This window comes from Caulobacter sp. P1_D6 (assembly GCF_056406095.1).
In genome coordinates, this window is record NZ_JBFUAW010000054.1 from 16,326 (window position 1) to 35,517 (window position 19,192).

20 protein-coding genes are annotated in these 19,192 nt (G+C 69.0%); 15 read left to right on the top strand and 5 right to left on the bottom strand.

Annotation, left to right across the window (positions count from 1 at the left end; genetic code table 11):
* Positions 1-22 precede the first annotated feature (22 nt).
* A complete protein-coding gene (locus tag AC1DYP_RS22885; protein WP_477048271.1) occupies positions 23-1,015 on the top strand; it encodes a LacI family DNA-binding transcriptional regulator in 993 nt (330 codons plus the stop codon).
* 253 nt (positions 1,016-1,268) lie between these two features.
* Positions 1,269-2,300, top strand: a complete 1,032-nt coding sequence (locus AC1DYP_RS22890) for a hypothetical protein (protein WP_477048272.1) — start codon at positions 1,269-1,271, stop codon at positions 2,298-2,300.
* A 143-nt stretch (positions 2,301-2,443) separates the two neighbouring features.
* On the opposite strand, the gene pseI is transcribed toward AC1DYP_RS22890, so the two are convergent.
* Both pseI and AC1DYP_RS22900 read right to left on the bottom strand, forming a co-directional pair.
* The gene (gene pseI, locus AC1DYP_RS22895) at positions 2,444-3,496 is read right to left on the bottom strand and encodes a pseudaminic acid synthase (protein ID WP_477048273.1); all 1,053 of its coding nucleotides are present in this window, start codon (positions 3,494-3,496) and stop codon (positions 2,444-2,446) included.
* A 271-nt stretch (positions 3,497-3,767) separates the two neighbouring features.
* Entirely contained in the window at positions 3,768-3,965 is a 198-nt protein-coding gene (locus AC1DYP_RS22900) for a hypothetical protein (protein ID WP_477048274.1), read from the bottom strand.
* A 76-nt stretch (positions 3,966-4,041) separates the two neighbouring features.
* Between AC1DYP_RS22900 and trxB the strand changes: the two genes are divergently transcribed.
* Positions 4,042-5,049: a thioredoxin-disulfide reductase gene (gene trxB / locus AC1DYP_RS22905; protein WP_477048275.1), complete on the top strand. Its 1,008-nt coding sequence runs from the start codon at positions 4,042-4,044 to the stop codon at positions 5,047-5,049.
* Between the two features lie 165 nt (positions 5,050-5,214).
* Here trxB and AC1DYP_RS22910 read toward each other — a convergent pair whose 3' ends face one another.
* Positions 5,215-6,432, bottom strand: coding sequence for a cell wall hydrolase (locus tag AC1DYP_RS22910; protein ID WP_477048276.1), 1,218 nt, complete (start codon positions 6,430-6,432; stop codon positions 5,215-5,217).
* 16 nt (positions 6,433-6,448) lie between these two features.
* Positions 6,449-6,928, bottom strand: a complete 480-nt coding sequence (locus AC1DYP_RS22915) for a Dps family protein (RefSeq protein ID WP_477048277.1) — start codon at positions 6,926-6,928, stop codon at positions 6,449-6,451.
* A 180-nt stretch (positions 6,929-7,108) separates the two neighbouring features.
* Here AC1DYP_RS22915 and AC1DYP_RS22920 point away from each other — a divergent pair, with 180 nt between their 5' ends.
* Positions 7,109-9,436, top strand: coding sequence for a hybrid sensor histidine kinase/response regulator (locus AC1DYP_RS22920; RefSeq protein ID WP_477048278.1), 2,328 nt, complete (start codon positions 7,109-7,111; stop codon positions 9,434-9,436).
* A 98-nt stretch (positions 9,437-9,534) separates the two neighbouring features.
* On the opposite strand, the gene AC1DYP_RS22925 is transcribed toward AC1DYP_RS22920, so the two are convergent.
* The gene (locus AC1DYP_RS22925) at positions 9,535-10,014 is read right to left on the bottom strand and encodes a MarR family winged helix-turn-helix transcriptional regulator (protein ID WP_477048279.1); all 480 of its coding nucleotides are present in this window, start codon (positions 10,012-10,014) and stop codon (positions 9,535-9,537) included.
* A gap of 155 nt (positions 10,015-10,169) precedes the next feature.
* On the opposite strand from AC1DYP_RS22925, the gene AC1DYP_RS22930 reads away from it, so the two are divergent.
* From AC1DYP_RS22930 to AC1DYP_RS22980, 11 genes are all read left to right on the top strand, one after another.
* Positions 10,170-10,841 (top strand): VOC family protein, encoded by a 672-nt coding sequence (locus tag AC1DYP_RS22930; protein ID WP_477048280.1) that lies wholly within the window; start codon positions 10,170-10,172, stop codon positions 10,839-10,841.
* 68 nt (positions 10,842-10,909) lie between these two features.
* Positions 10,910-11,377 (top strand): DUF6130 family protein, encoded by a 468-nt coding sequence (locus AC1DYP_RS22935; protein WP_477048281.1) that lies wholly within the window; start codon positions 10,910-10,912, stop codon positions 11,375-11,377.
* Between the two features lie 25 nt (positions 11,378-11,402).
* Positions 11,403-12,350: an alpha/beta fold hydrolase gene (locus AC1DYP_RS22940; protein ID WP_477048282.1), complete on the top strand. Its 948-nt coding sequence runs from the start codon at positions 11,403-11,405 to the stop codon at positions 12,348-12,350.
* 73 nt (positions 12,351-12,423) lie between these two features.
* On the top strand, positions 12,424-12,750 hold the full coding sequence (locus tag AC1DYP_RS22945; RefSeq protein WP_477033143.1) for a hypothetical protein: 327 nt from the start codon (positions 12,424-12,426) through the stop codon (positions 12,748-12,750).
* A 234-nt stretch (positions 12,751-12,984) separates the two neighbouring features.
* Positions 12,985-14,070, top strand: a complete 1,086-nt coding sequence (gene nadA, locus AC1DYP_RS22950; protein WP_477048283.1) for a quinolinate synthase NadA — start codon at positions 12,985-12,987, stop codon at positions 14,068-14,070.
* A gap of 75 nt (positions 14,071-14,145) precedes the next feature.
* A complete protein-coding gene (locus tag AC1DYP_RS22955) occupies positions 14,146-15,678 on the top strand; it encodes an L-aspartate oxidase (protein ID WP_477048284.1) in 1,533 nt (510 codons plus the stop codon).
* A gap of 29 nt (positions 15,679-15,707) precedes the next feature.
* Complete coding sequence (locus AC1DYP_RS22960; protein ID WP_477048285.1) at positions 15,708-16,304, top strand: Uma2 family endonuclease; 597 nt, start codon at positions 15,708-15,710, stop codon at positions 16,302-16,304.
* Positions 16,305-16,357: 53 nt separating this feature from the next.
* Positions 16,358-17,158: a carboxylating nicotinate-nucleotide diphosphorylase gene (nadC, locus tag AC1DYP_RS22965; protein WP_477048298.1), complete on the top strand. Its 801-nt coding sequence runs from the start codon at positions 16,358-16,360 to the stop codon at positions 17,156-17,158.
* Positions 17,159-17,258: 100 nt separating this feature from the next.
* The gene (locus AC1DYP_RS22970; RefSeq protein ID WP_477048286.1) at positions 17,259-17,936 is read left to right on the top strand and encodes a DUF4328 domain-containing protein; all 678 of its coding nucleotides are present in this window, start codon (positions 17,259-17,261) and stop codon (positions 17,934-17,936) included.
* Positions 17,937-18,069: 133 nt separating this feature from the next.
* Entirely contained in the window at positions 18,070-18,663 is a 594-nt protein-coding gene (locus tag AC1DYP_RS22975) for a response regulator (RefSeq protein WP_477048287.1), read from the top strand.
* Positions 18,664-18,683: 20 nt separating this feature from the next.
* Positions 18,684-19,148: a hypothetical protein gene (locus AC1DYP_RS22980; RefSeq protein ID WP_477048288.1), complete on the top strand. Its 465-nt coding sequence runs from the start codon at positions 18,684-18,686 to the stop codon at positions 19,146-19,148.
* The last annotated feature ends 44 nt before the right edge of the window (positions 19,149-19,192 follow it).

Here is a 19,192-nt window from a genome sequence, read left to right on the forward strand (position 1 = left end):
CACAATGGCCAAGAGCGATCCGTTGCAAGACGCCCCCCGCCGCGTGACCCTCAAGCAGGTGGCCCAGGCCGCCGGCGTGTCGCTGGCCAGCGCCTCCTACGCCATCAACGGCGCCGGGTCGGTGGGCGAGGCGACGCGCGAGCACGTGCTGAAGATCGCCGCCGAGCTGGGCTATCGGCCCAACCAGAGCGCCAAGGCCATGAAGACCGGCCGGACCGGCGCCATCGGCCTGATCCTGCCCGACCTGACCAACCCCTTCTTCCCCAGCCTGGCCCAGGGCGTGATCCAGGCCGCCCGGGCGCACGGCTACAGCGTCTTCCTGACCGACACCGGCGGCTCGGTCGAGGCCGAGGAGCGGGCCGTCGGCCTGATGATCGACCACGGGGTGGACGGGCTGGTCTGGTTCCCGATCGCCGACGCCGCGCCGGTGGAGCGGCTGATCGAGGGCGTGCCGACCGTGGTGCTCGACCGCAACCTGCCGGGCTATGACGTGATCCAGGCCGACTACGCCGAGGGCGGACGGCTGGCCGCCGAGCACCTGATCGCGGCGGGGCATGTCGACATCGGCGTGATCTCCGGCCCGCACGCGGCGTCCAGCGCCCGGCAGCGCGCCGAAGCCGCCATCGCCGTGGTGCGCGAGCGCGGCGCCCTGGCCTGGCACGTCCACAACGCCTTCTCGCTGGACCTGGAGCCGCCCGTCATGGAGGCGCTGGAGCGGCGCTGCGCCACGGCGGTGATCGCCGGCGCCGACCTGATCGCCATCGGGGTCATGCGCCACGTCCGCGCCATGGGCCTGTCGATCCCCGACGACGTGTCGGTGGTCGGCTTCGACGACATCCCCTGGGCCCAGCTGCACACCCCGGCCCTGACCACCATCGACATGCCGGTCGAGGACATGGCAGCCGCCGCGGTCGAGACCCTGGTGCGCCGCATGGCCCACCGGGGCGAGCCGCGCCGCCGGGTGGTGTTCAACGTCGAGCTGGTGACGCGGGAGTCGGTGAGGGTGCTGGGCTGAGGGGGCAGACAGTTTCCATCCCCTATTTCCACCCTCATTCCCGCCCTTGTGGCGGGAACCCCTGGTTCAGCTGACGGTGAGCTGCCTTGGCGCGCCGGCGCGCCATATCTCCGCACGGCGAGCGTCGCCGAGGAGCCTCACCAAGCAGATTCTCGCCGAGCCATAGGCATTGTCGGTCCGCCCAGTTAAGCTAACCCTACGCGAGCGGGTCTATTACTTCACAACCCTGAACGGTTGGTGATGCGGGGGCTTCATGGCGAACGGAGCGGTTGACGGAACAGATCCGACAGGTGCGGAGTCGGTAAGCGAACCCAAGCTTGCCTGGAACTCTTTGGAAGCGGCAAAGCTGGCAGTTGCAGTGCTTACGCCGGTAATGGTCTTCTGGTTTGGCGTGACCCTGAAGCAGATGGATGACGCTCGGGTGGCGCGGGAGCGGGGCGAAGACGCTGTCCGCGAGGACAAAGAGAAGACTGCCGAGAGACGGCAGGCTGCCGCGCTCGCTGCGGCGGAGGCCGAACGGCAACGTCGATACAAGCTGGAGGATGTCCAGCGGCAGCAGGACGCCGGGGCCGCGCAGCGAGCTAGAGATGACGCTATTCGGTATGCCGACCAGCGATTGGCTGACGAACTGCGCAAGCGAGACGAACAGCATCGGACGGAGACCGAGGCGACAGAAGGAGCACGGCTGGCTCGTCTCGACGACGACCGTGTCTACCAGCAACGACAAGATAGCTTTAAGGCCATCGCTAAAATCGTGACAGAGCGTCACCTTGCCTTAGATCAGGTCCGCGCAGCCTTGGACCAGTACTCAGGTAAGCTTACGGAGCGGGTCGAAATCGATCAGGCGTTCAAGACTGCGGCGACAGTTGAATCCACTTGGAAGTCCGAGATGGATGTATTGTTGGCACCATTCAGCCGTTCAGTAGGCGAAGAGGAGTTTACGAGATTGCGCTGGGTGACGCGCAACGCGCTTTGGTATGCGTACGATAGTGCGAGCTACTGCATGAAGAGGGAGTGGACTTGGAAATCGACGAAGTGGTTCGCCTCTAAGGCAAATCCGAAGCCTGAGTTCGTTTCTGAGGGGGGATGTCAACTGGTTACCGGAAACCTTGTTACCGAAGATCAATGTCGAGAGGGGTACATTTACTATCTTTCGTCGCTTGCAACGCAGGGGAAAGTTGATTTTGGACCGGGGCACTGTGACGAAGTAGAGAAAAACAATCGAGAAATCATGCGGTTAAGCCTAGAAGAGGCTGTCGGGAAATTTGGATCGCGCCGCGACTAGCTATAGCGGGCCCGCGCTAGCTGATCGATTCACTAGCCCTAGCTGACGCTCGCCCTGTCTGCTTTTTAGGTGGCCCGCCAGTGTCGGTGGATGCTCCCGTCACGACGGCGAGATTGAGAGATCGCGCCCGAAGGTCGATCACCCTATCCCACCATGTCCCAGGCCAGCGGTTCGCCGCGCTTCAGCGCCCGGGCCGCCGGCTTGCCCAGCACGGCTTCGTAGTCGGCCGGCGGCAAACCGTTGCCCGGGCGGACCGAGCGGACATTGGCCTTGGTCAGGGGCTCGCCGGCCGCGACGTCGGCGGTGACGTACAGCGAGCGGCGGAACTGGCGGTTGCCGCGCTCGCTGCCCAGCAGGTCGTAGTTGACGCCGCCCAGGGCCTTCCAGGCGTTCTTGGTGTCGTCGACCAGGGCGCGGAACTCGGCCGGCTCCAGGCTGAAGGCGGCGTCCGGGCCGCCGTCGCTGCGGGCCAGGGTGAAGTGCTTCTCGATCGCGCAGGCGCCCAGGGTGACCGCCGCCACAGAGGCCGCCGTGCCGGGGGTGTGATCCGAGAGACCGATCGGGCAGCCGAACCGCGCGGCCATGTCGCCGATGGTGCGAAGATTGGCGTCCTCGAAACTGGCCGGGTAGCTGGACACGCAGTGCAGCAGCAGCACGCCCCCCGCGCCGGCCTGCAGGGCGGTGTCGAGGGCGGTCTGCATCTCGGCCAGGTTGGCCATGCCGGTCGAGATGATCAGCGGCTTGCCCTGGCGGGCGGCGTAGCGGATCAGCGGCAGGTCGACGGCCTCGAACGAGGCAATCTTGTAGGCGGGGGCGTCCAGGCCGGCCAGCAGGTCGACGGCGGTCTCGTCGAACGGGCTGGAGAAGATCGTCACCCCGCGCTTGGCCGCCCGCTCGAAGATCGCGCCGTGCCATTCGTAGGGGGTCTGGGCCTCCTGGTAGAGCTCGTGCAGGCTGCGCCCGTCCCACAGGCCGCCATGGATCTTGAACTCCGGCCGGTCGACGTCCAGCGTGATGGTGTCGGCGGTGTAGGTCTGCAGCTTGATGGCGTCGCAGCCGGTGTCGGCGGCGGCGTCGACCATCTCCAGCGCGCGGTCGAGGCTGCCGTTGTGGTTCCCGGACAGCTCGCAGATCACGTAGGGCGCGTGGTCGGCCCCGATCTTGCGGCCGGCGATCTCGATGAAGGGGGCGGTCATGGGCGGGGGCTCTTCGTACGGTCTACGTACATTAACCCTGAAATCGTGGACGAGGCGTTGATCGTCCCTCCTCTCCCCATAATCCGCTCATCCCGGCGAATGCCGGGACCCAGATGGAATGGCGGTGTGGCTGAGGCCAAAGGCGTTGAGCCCTTCCAATCAGCTTCTCAGCCTTGGGATCTGGGTCCCGGCATTCGCCGGGATGAGCGGATCTGCAATGAGGCCAAGGCGTCAATCACCCCCTCCTCCTCCGCCATCACCACCGCCGCCGTCACAGCTTCCGCCGTCCGAGGCGCTGTCGCCGCAGTCGGCGTCCGACGAACCGCCGTCGCCAACGCCCAACCAGCTGAAGTCGCCCCCGCCGTCGCCGCCGTCCGATCCCGCCGCCGCCCGTCGCGCCAGGGGGCACGCCCAGCAGCACGCCGATCATGCCGCCCAGGAACAATCCCACCGGCGTTCCAGCTCGCATCTCCCCCTCCAAAACCGTCCGCAAAACCGTCCAGGCGCCATCGCGCCAAACCGGAATCGGCCCTATATCTGCGGCTATGTCGACTCCCGAACCCCGCCACACCCGCTGCCTGATCATTGGATCGGGTCCCGCCGGTTACACCGCCGCCATCTACGCCGCCCGCGCGCTGCTGAAGCCCGTGCTGATCGCCGGCATCCAGCCGGGCGGCCAGCTGACCATCACGACCGACGTCGAGAACTATCCCGGCTTCGCCGACGTCATCCAGGGCCCCTGGCTGATGGACCAGATGAAGGCCCAGGCCGAGCACGTCGGCACCGAGTTCGTCGCCGACATCGTGCTGAGCGCCGACCTTTCGAAGCGTCCGTTCCACATCAAGACCGACAGCGGCCAGGAGTGGTTCGCCGAGACCCTGATCATCGCCACCGGCGCCCAGGCCAAGTGGCTGGGCCTGGAGAGCGAGAGCAAATATCAGGGCTTCGGCGTCAGCGCCTGCGCCACCTGCGACGGCTTCTTCTACCGCAACAAGGAAGTGGTCGTGGTCGGCGGCGGCAACACCGCCGTGGAAGAAGCCCTGTTCCTGACCAGCTTCGCCAGCAAGGTGACCCTGGTCCACCGCAAGGACGAGCTGCGGGCCGAGATGATCCTGCAGGAGCGCCTGTTCGCGCACCCGAAGATCGACGTGATCTGGGACAGCGCCATCGATGAAGTCATCGGCGAGTCCAATCCGATGGGCGTCACCGGCGTGCGGCTGAAGAACGTCAAGACCGGCGAGACCACGAGCGTGGCCTGCGACGGCGTGTTCATCGCCATCGGCCACGCCCCGTCGTCGGAGCTGTTCAAGGACCAGCTGGAAACCCACGCCGGCGGCTATCTGTCGGTCAAGCCGGGCACGACCTCGACGGCCGTTCCGGGCGTCTACGCCGCCGGCGACGTCACCGACGACATCTACCGCCAGGCGGTGACCGCGGCCGGCATGGGCTGCATGGCCGCCCTGGAGGCCGTGCGCTTCCTGGCCGAGGAAGACCACAAGAAGGCCCACCACCCGATCAGCCACCACGAGGCCGAGAAGATCGGGGTCTGGTGACGAGCGCGCCGATCTACCTCCCCGCCCGTCATCCTCGGACTTGTTCCGAGGATCCCTCTATCCGCCGCGCTGTCGTTCCAGATTGGTCGGCGACCTCACCGGTTCCTGGATCAACCGTCTTCGCAGTTGAAGCAGGGGTCCTCGGAACAAGTCCGAGGATGACGGTCAGTTCAGCGGATTCAGCAAGCTCGGCGGCCGGGGCCTGGGCGGCGGTGGCGGGGGCGCTGGCGGCGGGGCGGCTTCGACGGTCTTGACCGAGGTGTCGACCACCGGCGTCTCCAGCGCGCCCAGGGCCTTGTTGATCTTGTCGATCTCCTCCGGCGTCGGCAGGCGGCGGCCGCCGCGCATGGCCGCGGCGGGATCGCCGGTCATCGGCGGCAGGATCTCGACCACGCCTTCGGGGCTGACGATCTTGGCGGGCTCGCCGGTCGCGACGGGCAGGACCCCGCCCGTCTCGGCCATGGCGGCCATCGAGCCCGGCGGGGCGGCTTCCAGCGTGCGCGGATCCGCGCCCATCAGGATGTCGGCCGACAGGGCCTCGTTGCCCGAATAGTGCCCCCGGAACGCCGCCTGCGTGCCCGACGGCCCGGTCCAGCGATAGAAGACGTGCACGCCCAGGGTCCGCAGCTTGACCAGGGTCGGCGCCCAGTACGGATAGACGTAGTTGGCGTGGTAGTGGGTGGCGGCGCCGACGTCCTTCATAACGAAGCCGGCCAGGGCCCGCTTGGCGACGATCTCGGCGTTGGTCCAGATCACGGGGTTGATCGCCCGCTCCAGAGAACCGTCGCAGGTGAAGCTGAACTGGCAGCCCGTGCCCCGGGCCGCGCCCTCGTAGATCACGCCGCAGACCGACTTGGGATAGCCCGGGTGGCGCACCCGGTTGATCACGGTCTGGGCCACGGCGCGCTGGCCCTCGATCGGCTCGTAGCCGGCCTCGAAATAGACCGCCTGGGTCATGCAGTGCAGGGCCTTGTCGCGTTCCGACTTGGGCCCCGTCAGCATGAACGGGCGGGAGGGCTCCAGCGCCAGCGGCGAGGCGGCCTTGAAGCCGTTGATCACCCGGGCTTCGTCGAAGTCCGGCTCGCGGTCGCCCAGGCGCGGGATCAGGTGCAGGTTCAGCTTCTCCCAGCCGGGCACCCGGCCCCAGTAGTCCTTGTGCGGCTTGGGATCGTGCCGGCGGGCCAGGGCCAGCATGGCCGGGTCCATGTCGGCGGTGTAGCGGGCAAGGCCGCTGTCGGACAGGCTGCCGGCGATGCGGGCCACGCCCGCCGCCCGCCCCGCGCCGGCCGGCATGTGATAGGTCGAGCACGCGACAAGGCCGCCGAGGGCGACAAGCGCCCCGGCGGCCCTGATGACGGCGCTGTTCTGGCCTAGACCGAGCACGCGTGCTCCCGAAAGATCACTTTCCGCCGAGCGTGGAGCGGATCATCCAGGCGTGTTTCTCGTGGGCCGCCAGGCGCTGGGTGTAGAGGTCGGCGGTGGCCTCGTCGCCGGCTTCGTCGGCCGCGCCGAACGCGTCGCGCAGGGTGGCGATCACGGTTTCGTTGTCGGCCAGCAGTTCCTTGAACATGCCTTCCCACTCCTTCTCGGCGTCGCCGTCCTTGATGCTGGAGAGGTTGCCGAAGGCCCCGTAGCCCATTGGGGCCAGTTCGCCCAGCGCGCGAATCCGCTCGGCGATCGCGTCAAGCGCCGTCCACTCCTCGGTGTACTGGCCTTCCAGCAGCACGTGCAGCGCCTGGAAGTTCGGGCCGCGCACGTTCCAGTGATAGCCGTGGGTCTTCAGGTACAGGGCGTAGCTGTCGGCCAGAACCTTGTTCAGACCCGCCACGATATCGGTGCGTTGTTTCGCGGTGAAGCCGGTGTTCAGGTTCGCAGCCATCGTAATCTCCCGTGTTGCGTGTCCTAGGTAAGCGTGTCCATGCTCTTGGCAAGACGTATGTGCGCGTTGGAGCCCATGACGACAAAAGAACCACCCGCGATGGATCGTGGGCGTGCGTCGCCGGACGCGATTAGCGCGTGGCTCGTACCCAGGTTCCCGCCGCCGCCCTGGCGCGCGGCCGTGGTGACCGTGGCGGCGATCCTGGCGGCGATGGGGCTGAGGATCGCCCTGCTGGGCCTGTCCAGCGGCGTCGGCGCGACCCTGACCTTCTTCCCCGCCATCATCCTGGTCACCCTTTACGCCGGCTGGCGTTGGGGGCTGGTCCCGGTCGCGGCGGGCGGCGCTTTCGCCCTGTGGCTGTGGGGCGGTCCGCGGGGCGGCGGGCTCGGCGAGGACGAGATCGCCACCCTGGTGTTGTTCGCGGTGTCCTCGCTGATCACCGCCGCCGTGGCCGCCGGCCTGCGCGTCAGCGTGGTCGGCCTGGCCGACGCCCGTCGCCTGCAGATCGAGGCCGAGGCCCGCCTCCAGATCACCCAGGACTCGGCCGGGGTCGGTCCCTGGGAGTGGGATCTCGAGAACGACGTCCTGAACCTGTCGCCCACAGCCCGCAAGAACCTCGGCATCGCCGTCGAGGGCCCGCTCGACATGAATGCGCTGACCGACGTGGTCCACCCCGACGACCGCCACATGATCCGGGCCAGGATCCGCGAGGCGGTGAAGAGCGGTCCGCGCTACGAAGTCGAATACCGCCTGGCCGACCATCCGGACGGCGAGCGGTGGATCCATGGCCAGGGCGAGGTGATCCGCGACGAGAACGGCCGCGCCCTGCGCATCCTGGGCGTCAATTACGAGGTCACCAAGCGCCGCCGCGCCGAGGAGAGCCTGCGCGAGAGCGAGGCCCGGTTCCGCGCCCTGGCCGACAGCGCCCCCGCCCTGATGTGGATCAGCGGCGAGGACGGCGTGCGGATCTTCGTCAACGCCGCCTATGTCGACTTCGCGGGCGTGACCTATGACGAGGCGCTGGTGCTGGACTGGCGTTCGCGCCTGCACGCCGACGACCTGAACAAGATCCTCAAGGCCCAGATCGGCGGCGAGGCGTCGCGCAAGGCCTTCAGCCTGGAGGGCCGCTATCGCCGGGCGGACGGCGAGATGCGCTGGTTGAAATCGTTCTCGCAGCCACGCCTGGGGCCCGGCGGCGAGTTCATCGGCTTCATCGGCATCGCCTTCGACGTCACCGACGCCAAGGAGGCCGAGGTCAAGCTGACCGGCCTGAACGAACTGCTGGCCGACCGGGTGCAGGAGGCGCTGTCGGAGCGCGACGCCGCCCAGGCCGCCCTGACCCAGTCGCAGAAGCTGGAGGCCATCGGCCAGCTGACCGGCGGGGTCGCCCACGACTTCAACAACCTGCTGACCGTGATCATCGGCGCGCTGGACGTGCTGGAGCGCAATCCCGACGACGACGCGCGCCGCGGCCGCATGCTGAGCGCGGCCCAGTCGGCGGCCCGGCGCGGCGAGAAGCTGACCCAGCACCTGCTGGCCTTCGCCCGCCGCCAGCCGCTGAACCCGGAGATCTGCCGGATCGACGCGATGATCGCCGAGAGCGAGAGCCTGCTGCGCCGCGCGGTCGGCGAAGGCGTCGACCTGACCCTGGACCTCAAGGCCGGGGGCCGCACCACCCTGACCGACTCCGGCCAGTTCGAGGCCGCCCTGCTGAACCTGGTCGTCAACGCCCGCGACGCCACCCCGGCCGGCGGCGAGATCACCGTCGCCTCGCAGGGCGTCGACCTGGCCGAGCCCCAGGGCGAACTACCGGCCGGCCGCTATCTGCGCGTGGCCGTGGTCGACACCGGCGAGGGCATGGACGCCGAGACCCTGCAGCGGGCCTTCGAGCCCTTCTACACCACCAAGCCGATCGGCAAGGGCACGGGCCTGGGCCTGAGCCAGGTCTACGGCTTCGTGCGCCAGAGCGGCGGCGAGGTGACCATCACGTCCGAGCCGGGCCAGGGCACGACCGTGGCCATGCTGCTGCCGGTGCGCGAGGCCTTCTCGCCGGTCGAGGTGCTGGCCGTCCGGCCGCCGGCCACCCGCGCCAGCTCGCACGTGCTGCTGGTCGAGGACGACGCCGACGTGGGCGAGCTGATCGCGGCGATGATCGACGAGCTGGGCCACATGGTCAGCCGCGCGTCCAACGCCGACGAGGCCCTGGCCATCGCCCGCGCCGATCCGACCCTGGGCCTGGTGATCACCGACGTGATCATGCCGGGCGGCAAGAGCGGGGTCGACCTGGCCATCGTCCTGGCCAGCGAGCGGCCGGAACTGCCGATCTTGCTCAGCTCCGGCTATACCGGCCAGGAACTGGTCCGCGCCCACGAGACCCCCTGGCCGCTGCTGCGCAAGCCCTACGCCCTGGACGCCCTGGCCCAGGCCATGGCGGACGCCTGGGACCGCCACGCGCCGGCCAAGACCGCCCTGGCCGAGGCGAAGAAGGGCGGCAAGGCGAAGGTCTAGAGCGTTTCCCGACCTGATTGCATCAGGCCGGGGCTCTAGGTTTTTGTTTTAACGCATTTTCTTCACGCGAACCGGTATCCACTTCGTTCGAAAATGCTCTAGGCCCGGCCCCGCAGGGCGCGGAGCAGGTTGTCGCGCAGCTTGACCATCAATCTCTGCACGACCGGGAAGTCGTCGCCCAGGCCGCTGTCGACCCGCAAGCTGGCCTGCGGCGCGCGGGCCGCCTCCCGCACGCGCCGGCCTTCCGGCGTGAGGCTGACGATGACCTGGCGCTCGTCGGCCGGATCGCGACGACGGCTGACATAGCCGAGGATCTCGAGCTTCTTGAGGATCGGCGTCAGCGTGTTGGACTCCAGGAACAGCTTTTCACCCAGCGCGCCGACGCTTTGGTTGTCCTCCTCGGACAGCGCCACGATGGCGATGAACTGGGTGTAGGACGTCAGCCCCAGCGACTCGATCAGCGGCTTGTAGGCGCGGCCGAAGGCCAGGTTGGCCGAATAGACGGCGAAGCACAGGAAGTCGTCGAGGCCGGGCGTCTTGCCGGCCGGGGGCGTGGCGGTCTGGGCGGAAGCGGTCATGGGCGTCGTCTCTCGGCTTCGTGATCGTTCGCCACCTATATAAATCGATACCGATTAAATCGAAAGGGATTGACACGTCGATTGCACGGGCGCATTTGCATCGGTACCGAATGAATCGATACCGAATTAAAATGCCAACCAGAGGAAACACCCCGATGACCATCGCCCAGATCCTCGACCGCCCCGAAGCCGACGCTCCGGTCCAGGCCGCTTTCGACACCAAGCTCGAAGTCCTGCTGCTGCCCGTTTCCGACGTTCACCGCGCCGCCGATTTCTACCAAAAGCTGGGCTGGCGCCTGGACGTCGACCACCGCGAAGGCGACGCCCGCATCGTCCACTTCACGCCCCCGGGCTCGGCCGCCTCGGTCATGTTCGGCACGGGCGTCTCGCCCTCGGCGCCGGGTTCGGCTCAACTGACCTTCCTGGCGGTCTCCGACATCGTCGCGGCCCGCGCCGGCCTGGCCGCCAAGGGCGTCGACGTCAGCCAGGTCTTCCACGATCGCAACGGCGGCTATCGCTTCGACCCGGACGCCCGCCAGGACGGTCCCGACCCCGATCGCCGCAGCTACGCCTCGTTCGCCACCTTCAGCGACCCGGACGGCAACAGCTGGCTCCTGCAGGAAGTGACCGCGCGGTTCCCGGGCCGCATCGACTCCGGCGTGACCAGCTTCGGCTCGGTGGCCGACCTGGTCGGCGCCCTGCGCCGCGCCGCCAAGGCCCACGGCGAGCATGAGGCCCGCACCGGCGGCGCCTACGACGTCAACTGGCCCGACTGGTACGCCGCCTACATCGCCGCCGAGCAATCGGGCGCGCCCCTGCCCCTCTAGGCCCTCACGGCGCGCGCCGCGCCCGGCGCGCTTCCCCTCGCCCACCGCCCCTCACAAGAGAAATCCCCATGACCCTGTTCGCCAAGACCCTGGCCGCGACCCTCGTCGGCGCCGCCCTCCTCGCCTCCGCCACGGTCCAGACCGCGTCGGCCCAGCCCGCCGCCTCGGTGTTCCTGCCGATCGCCAACGAGCCCCCGCCCAGGCTGATCGTCGAACCGCCGATCCCGGCGCGCCTGGCGGCCGGCTCTGTGCTGATCCCGTACCGCACCGAGAACTTCCGCATCCTGCCGATCTTCGGCGCGGGCGCCCTGGACGTCTCGCCGCGCGCCGGCCACCTGCACGTCACGGTCGACGACCTGCCCTGGCACTGGGCCGACGCCAGCGACGACCAGACGGTCGTGGTCGTCGGCCTGCCCCCGGGCCCGCACAAGATCCTGCTCGAACTGGCGCTGCCCGACCACCGGGTCCTCAGCGGCCAGACCGTGTCGTTCGTCGTCCCGGGGACCCCGGGCACGGCCGGCGGCCACAACCACTAGCCCCGGCGCACAGAGGAGACGTGTCATGACCACCGCAATGAAGGCGATGGGGTTCGCGGCCGCGCTCATGCTCGGCTCGGCGGCGMCGCCGGCCCACGCCGAGCCCACGCGCCCGCGAGCCGAGATCGGCAACCTTCCGGTCGACGCCGACCTGACCCTGCGGCGGATGGTGGTCCGCAATCCGGACGCCAGGCGGACCGTCCTGCTGCTGCACGGGTTTCCCGAAACCCTCCACGCCTGGGACGAGGTTTCTCTGGCCCTCGGCGACGACTTCGAGGTCCACGCCTTCGACTGGCCGGGCTTCGGGCTGTCGTCGCGGCCGGCCATCGACCGCTTCGCCTACACGCCCAGGGACTACGCCCGCGTCCTGAAGGCCTACATCGACAAGGCCGGCATCGATCGCTCCAAGCTGGTCATCTACGCCACCGACATCGGCGCCTTGCCGGCCCTGCTGGCGGCGCTGGACGACCCGGGCATCGCCCGGACGATCATCGTGGGCGACTTCGCGCCCTTCGACCGTCCCGCCTACATGTATCCGAGCCTGCAGGCCCTGAAGTCCCCGCCGTCGGCCGAACCCACCCGGGTCCAGCTGAACCTCAATCGCGACGAGATCTTGGAAAACGCGTTCCGGCGCGGCTTGCCCAAGGCGGTCCAGTTCGAGGCGTCCGCGGCGTTCAAGGCGGACATGGCCCGCGGCTGGAGCCATGGCGGCATGACCTCGGCCGACGCCTTCGCCCACTACTACGCCGGCTTCACGCGGGATCAGACCTACTTCGAAGCCAACCTGGCCAAGCTCAGGACGCCGGTGAAGGTCGTCTGGGGCGCCGAAGACTTCTACATCGACAAGGCCATGGGCGCGGAGTTCGCCGACAAGGCCCGCGCCGGGTTCACGGTGCTGCCGGGCGTCGGCCATTACCCGCATCTCCAGGTCCCGCAGCAGGCCGTCGCGGAAATCCGCGCGGCGGCGCGATGAAGGGACGCTGCGAGGGGACGCTGTGAGGGGACGGGGGGTGGCCTGGACGCGCTTGAAGGGCTAACACCCTGGAATGGCACGCAAGCAAGCCCCTGAACTTGAGATCGAGGTCGGCGGAGAGCCGTATGTCTGGCGGATTCATCGCCAGCCCGGCTGGTCCAGCGACGCCCCGGTGCTGCAGGGCATGGCGATCGCCGTGCGGCACGTCGAAGGGCAACGCGAAGCGGTGGTGGAGTTCCCGCCGGGCCCCCATCCCCGGTACGGCGCGCCGCAACTGAAGGCCACGCAGGTCGATCCGAAACTCGTGGCGAACGCCATCGCATCGGCCATCGCGGCGGGCTGGGACCCGCTGTCCCGAGGCAAGACGGTGGCCATCGTCGTGGACGCCGCCGGCGGCTGACCCTTAGGAGGCGGCGGGCACGGCCGCCCCCGCCAACCGCGCCCGACTGCGCCGAACACGGAATTTCATGCTCACGCTTTGCAATCGGCTTCGGAAGGTCTATATGTCTTTCATCCCTTTTGCTCAATTTCAGCATAAGGGGCGACGTCGGAGCGGGACTTAACGATTTATCCTCCGTTTCCGGCGTTTTTTGAGGCCCTTGAAATGCTCAGTTTGAGCATAAGTGAGGTTCACATGGCTGACGGTTTCGCGCCTCTCGCCTTTACGCCCGACGTCGAAGCGGCGACCGCCGGCATGTGGGACAAGGTCAAGCACCACGTGACTCCGCTGGAATGGCAGCTGCACGCGCCGCTGATCGCCGAGATCAATCGGCTGAAGCGCGAGAAGAACGCCGTCATCCTGGCCCACAACTACATGACGCCCGAGATCTTCCACGGCGTGGGCGACTTCGTCGGCGACAGCCTGGCCCTGGCCCGCGAGGCGGCCAAGTGCGACGCGGCCGTGATCGTCCAGGCCGGCGTGCACTTCATGGCCGAGACCAGCAAGGTGCTGGCCCCCGAGAAGCGCGTGCTGATCCCCGACCTGCGGGCCGGCTGCAGCCTGGCCTCCTCGATCACCGGCGCCGACGTGCGGCTGATCAAGCAGCGCCACCCGGGCATCCCGGTCGTCACCTACGTCAACACCACCGCCGACGTGAAGGCCGAGACCGACATCTGCTGCACCAGCGCCAACGCCGTGCAGGTGGTGGAATGGGCCGCGCGCGAGTGGGGCGTCGACAAGGTGATCCTGATCCCCGACGAGTTCCTGGCCCGCAACGTGGCGCGCCAGACCAGCGTCAAGATCATCGCCTGGGCCGGCCGCTGCGAGGTGCACGAGCGCTTCACCGCCCAGGACATCGCCGACATGCGCTTCGCCTGGCCCGAAGCCGAGATCCTGGCCCACCCCGAGTGCCCGGCCGAGATCCTGGAAGCGGCCGACTTCGCCGGCTCCACGGCGGCGATGAACGACTACGTGGCGCTGAGGAAGCCCAAGCAGGTGGTGCTGATCACCGAGTGCTCGATGGCCTCCAACGTCCAGGCGGAATCGCCCGGCACCCAGTTCATCGGCCCCTGCAACATGTGCCCGCACATGAAGCGGATCAGCCTGCGGAACATCCACGACGCCCTGCTGTACGACCAGTACGAGGTGACGGTCGATCCCAGTGTCCAGATCCGCGCCAAGCTGGCCGTGCAACGGATGATCGACCTGCCGCCGCCGCTGGTTCCGGCCCGCTACGACCTGGTCAAGGCCCAGCACCACGTGGACGTGGAGCTGATCTAGGACCTCGTTTCCGCCTCGTTCGCGTCCCCAAGTTCCCGGCCCTTCCCGCGTAATCGGAAGGGAGTGGAGTGTGCCATGACCGACCGCATCACCTTCGACGGCCCCGTGATCCTCGGGGCGGGCCTGGCGGGCCTGACCGCCGCCCTCGCCGCCGCGCCGCGCAAGGCCCTGGTGCTGTCGCCCACGCCGCTGGCGACCGGCTGCTCCAGCGCCTGGGCCCAGGGCGGCATGGCCGCGGCCCTGTCGGAGGAAGACGCCCCGGCCCTGCACGCCGCCGACACCATCGCGGCCGGCGCCGGGCTGTGCGATCCGGCGGCGGTCGAGCTGCTGACCACCGAGGGCCCCGCCGCCGTGCGCACCCTGGCGGCCCTGGGCGCGCCCTTCGACCGCCAGGCCCCCGTTGACGGAAAGGAGGGCGGGTTCGTGCTGAGCCTCGAGGCCGCCCACGCCAATGCCCGGGTCGCCCGGGTCGGCGGCGACGGCGCGGGGGCGGCGATCATGGCCGCCGTCATCGCCGCCGTCCGCGCCGCCCCGACCATCGAGATCCGCGAGAACGCCCGTGCCCGTCGGCTGCTCCAGGACGCTACGGGGCACGTCGTCGGGCTGATCGCCGAGATCGACGGCGCCCTGGTCGAGGTCATCGCCCCCGCCGTGATCCTGGCGACCGGCGGGGTCGGCGGCCTCTACGCCGTCACCACCACGCCCGCCCAGGTGCGCGGCGAGGGCCTGGGCCTGGCCGCCCTGGCCGGCGCCGAGATCGCCGATCCCGAGTTCGTGCAGTTCCACCCCACGGCCATCGACATCGGCCGCGACCCCGCCCCCCTGGCCACCGAGGCCCTGCGCGGCGAAGGCGCGATCCTGCGGGACAAGACCGGCCGGGCCTTCATGGCCGACTACCATCCGGCCCGCGAGCTGGCCCCGCGCGACGTGGTGGCCCGCGCCATCCACGCCGAGCGCGCGGCCGGTCGCGGCGCGTTCCTGGACGCCACGACGGCGGTGGGCGCCCACTTCCCGCACGAATTCCCGGCCGTGTTCGCCGCCTGCATGAGCGCCGGCGTCGATCCCCGCGTCCAGCCGATCCCGGTGACCCCGGCGGTGCACTACCACATGGGCGGCGTGGCCACGGACCTGGACGGCCGCACCAGCCTCCCGGGCCTGCTGGCCGCCGGCGAATGCGCCAGCACCGGCGTGCACGGCGCCAATCGCCTGGCCTCCAACAGCCTGCTGGAAGCGGCCGTGTTCGGAGCCCGCGCCGGTCGGGCCGCGCGGAACCTGACCTTGGGCGGCGAGCCGCTGGCGGCCGATCCCGCGCCCGACCTGCCCGACAGCGCGCTGCAGCTCCTGCGCCAGGCGATGAGCCGCGACGCCGGGGTGATCCGCGACGCCGACGGCCTGGCGCGCCTGGTCGCCGTGCTCGACGCCCTGGAGACCGCCCATGGCGCGGCGCCCACCCTGGTCGCAGCCCAGCTGATCGCCCGCGCCGCCCTGGCCCGCCAGGAAAGCCGAGGCGGCCACTTCCGCGCCGACTTCCCCGCCACGGCCCTGCCGGAGCGGACCTTCGTCACCCTGGACGCCTCCGATGCCGGCTTGCGCTACGCGGCGGAATAACGGCACATAACGGGAACGGAGGCTTTGCCATGACGGCGACGAACTCAGGTTTCGAAGAGCGCGGCGACAGCGAATTCCTGTTCGACTTCGACCAGTTCGAACGCATGGACGAGGCGGGTATCTTCTCCGGCGTCCAAGGCCACGTCGAGCTGATCGAGGGGAAGATTGTCCACATGGCGCCGGCTTCGACGGATCATGGCGGCGCTAACACCGATGTGGTGGTCGCGATCGAGACAGCGTTGCGCGCGCTCGCACCGCGACCGGCGCTGAGGGTGATCACCAACGCCACGCTGCAGATCGGCCGACGTAGCGCGCCGCAACCCGACGTTTTCGTCATGCGGACCGGCGACACCCGCAAGTATGCCCAGGCGGAGCAGGCCGTTCTGGTGGTCGAGGTTTCGATCTCGACGCGTGGCAACGACTTGACCGTAAAGAGCCGTCTCTATGCACGAGCCGGTGTCCCGGAATACTGGGTGGTCGAGCCTGAAAGCCGAAAGGTGAGCGTCCTGCGCGAGCCTCGCTCCGACGGGACCTGGGCCTCGACAACCGTCCTCGAAGGCGACGGCGCGACCGCCTCGCCGCTGTTCGCCCCGCAAATCAGCATCCCGCTGACGGAGTTGTTTTGATTACGCCGCCCATCACGCCCCTCGACGACCTCCTCGTCCGCCCGATCATCGACATGGCCCTGGCCGAGGACCTCGGCCGGGCCGGCGACATCACCGCCCAGGCCTGCATCGACGCCGATGCGCGCCTGTCGGTGGTGTGGGCCGCGCGGCAGGACGGCCGGATCGCGGGCCTGTCCTGCGCCCGCCTGGCCCTGGCCGCGCTCGATCCGACGGCCGGCTTCCAGGTCGTCACCCCCGACGGCGCCGACGCCGCGGCCGGGGCGATCCTGGCCCGCGCGGAAGGCAACGCCCGCGCCGTGCTGGCCGCCGAGCGCACCGGCCTGAACCTGCTGGGCAAGCTGTCGGGCATCGCCACCCTGACCCGGGCCTATGTCCGCCTCGTCGAGGGGACGAAGGCCACGATCGTCGACACCCGCAAGACCACGCCGGGCCTGCGGGCCCTGGAGAAGTACGCCGTGCGCTGCGGCGGCGGGATCAACCACCGCTTCGGCCTGGACGACGCCATCCTGATCAAGGACAACCACGTCGCCGCCTGCGGCGGGGTCGGCGAGGCCGTCCGCCGGGCCCGCGCCTTCGCCGGCCACCTGGTCAAGGTCGAAGTGGAGGTCGACGGGCTGGACCAGCTGGAGGACGCGCTGAAGCACGGCCCCGACGTCGTCATGCTCGACAATTTCAGCCTGGACGACCTGAAGACTGCCGTGGCCCTGGCCAAGGGCCGCGCGGTGCTGGAGGCCTCGGGCGGCGTCAACCTGACCACCGTGCGGGCCATCGCCGAGACCGGAGTCGACGTGATCAGCGTCGGCGCCCTGACCCACTCGGCCCTGGTCATGGACATCGGCCTGGACGCCGCCTGAAGCCCCCTGGCGCCCCCTTGGCGCGACACCCCTGGCCCGAGCCGAGTTGCCGGGTCGCCCGAACGTCGCTAGACGCGAAGCGGGGCTTTTGGGGGCGATCATGGCCAAGACGAAGAAGACGTATGTCGCGCGCGATCCGCGCGCGCTGGGCCAGACGGTCGTGCTGTGGCTGTACATCCGCCTGGCCTCGACGGCCCTCAACATGGTCGCCAATGTCATCCAGCTTCACGGCCTGTCGCGCGTTCCGCCCGACGCGCCGGTCTCGATGTCGGAAACCCTGCCCGGCCTGGAGACGGCGGACCTGATCAGCGGCCTGTCCGGCCTCGTCCTGCTGGCGACCATGCTGGTCAGCGGCTTCCTGACGCTGAAGTGGATCTATCGCGTCACCATGAACAGCCACACCCTGGCCAGCGGCCTGCGCGTGTCGCCGCCCGGGTCGATCGGCTGGTACTTCGCGCCCTTCGCCAACCTCTACAAGCCGTTCCAGGCCATGAACGACGCCTGGTGCGTCAGCCTTTCGCCCCAGTCATGGCGCACCCAGGACACTCCGTCGGTGCTGCGCTGGTGGTGGGGCCTGTGGATCGCCACCTCGACGATCGACAACACCAGCTTCCGCCTGCAGATGCGCGCCCACGACGCCGCCGCCTCGATGTTCGTGGCGGGCCTGGACCTGGTCAGCGACCTGCTGTGGGTCGTGCTCTGCCTGGTGCTGATCCAGATCGTCCGCCGCCTCAGCGCCCAGCAGTCCAACGCCCTGAACACGACGGCCTTCGACTGACCTAACCGGACGGGGCGGGGCCGGGCCGGGCCGCGCGACAATCCGCCTCTCCGGAACAGCGGTTTCTTAACCGTCTTCCGCCATACGGTGTCGGTCCCTGCGCGTCGCCGGGCGGCCGGAGCACGTCGGGGTCTTGCAGCCAAGTCAGTACATCAATCTCGACAAGGCCAAGGCGTTGGTCGTCGACGACAATCAGCAGTCGCTCGACATCCTGATCGGGGTGCTGACCAGCTTCGGCCTGCGCAACATCGTGCGCAAGGCCGACGGCAGGGAAGCCCAGGAAGAGCTGAAGCACCACGCCTTCGACCTGGTCCTGACCAACGGCAACCTGCCCGAGCTGGACGGCTACGACCTGACCCGCTGGCTGCGTCGCGAGGCCGACGAGGCCAACCGCATGACGCCGGTGATCATCGTCACCTCCCACACCCGCCGCACCCAGGTCGAGAAGGCCCGGGACTGCGGCGCCAATTTCATCGTCACCAAGCCGATCTCGCCGACCATCATGCTCGAGCGCATTCTGTGGGTCGCCAAGGGCGATCGGATGTTCATCGAATGCGAGACCTACGTCGGGCCCGACCGTCGCTGGCGCAACCAAGGCCCGCCCGTGGAGTTCCCGGACGGTCGGCGCCGCGACGATCAGTCCATTGAACTGGGCGAGTCCGGAGGCCACAACATGTCCCAGGACGAGCTGGACGCTTTGATCAAACCTATGAAGTCGATCGCATGATTGAGGTCAAGAAGAGCCGCATGAAACCCCGCCTGGGTCAGTTGATGACCCAGAAGGGCGGCATGTACGTGGCCGAGGCCCTCAAGCGCGCCGACGTCACGATGGAGATCCTGCGCGAGCCTTCGCTGACCGGGATCGACGACTACATCACCGCGCTCGACACGCTGCTGGCCTCCGGCCTCGACGAGGCGGCCCTGCTTGAGGGCCTATACGCCCGGGCCAGCGACATCGTCAGCCTCAGCGGCGCCGAGCGCAACCAGGCCGTCCAGATCGCCGCCCGCTCGCTGTGCGACCTGCTGGACGAAGCCCACGCCCTGACCCCCTCGGTGCTGGCCGGGATCAAGGTCTACATCGCCTCGATCAAGCTGCTGCACCGCGCGCCGGACAATCCCACGCTCCAGCAACCCATCCTGCAGGGCCTGGCCAGCGTGCTGGAGAAGCACCGCAACGAGCTCCGAGCGCAGAATGCGGCGAAGGAAGACTGAGAGGCCTGGCCCCTCGCCTCTCAAATTAGCCGTCATTCCCGCCC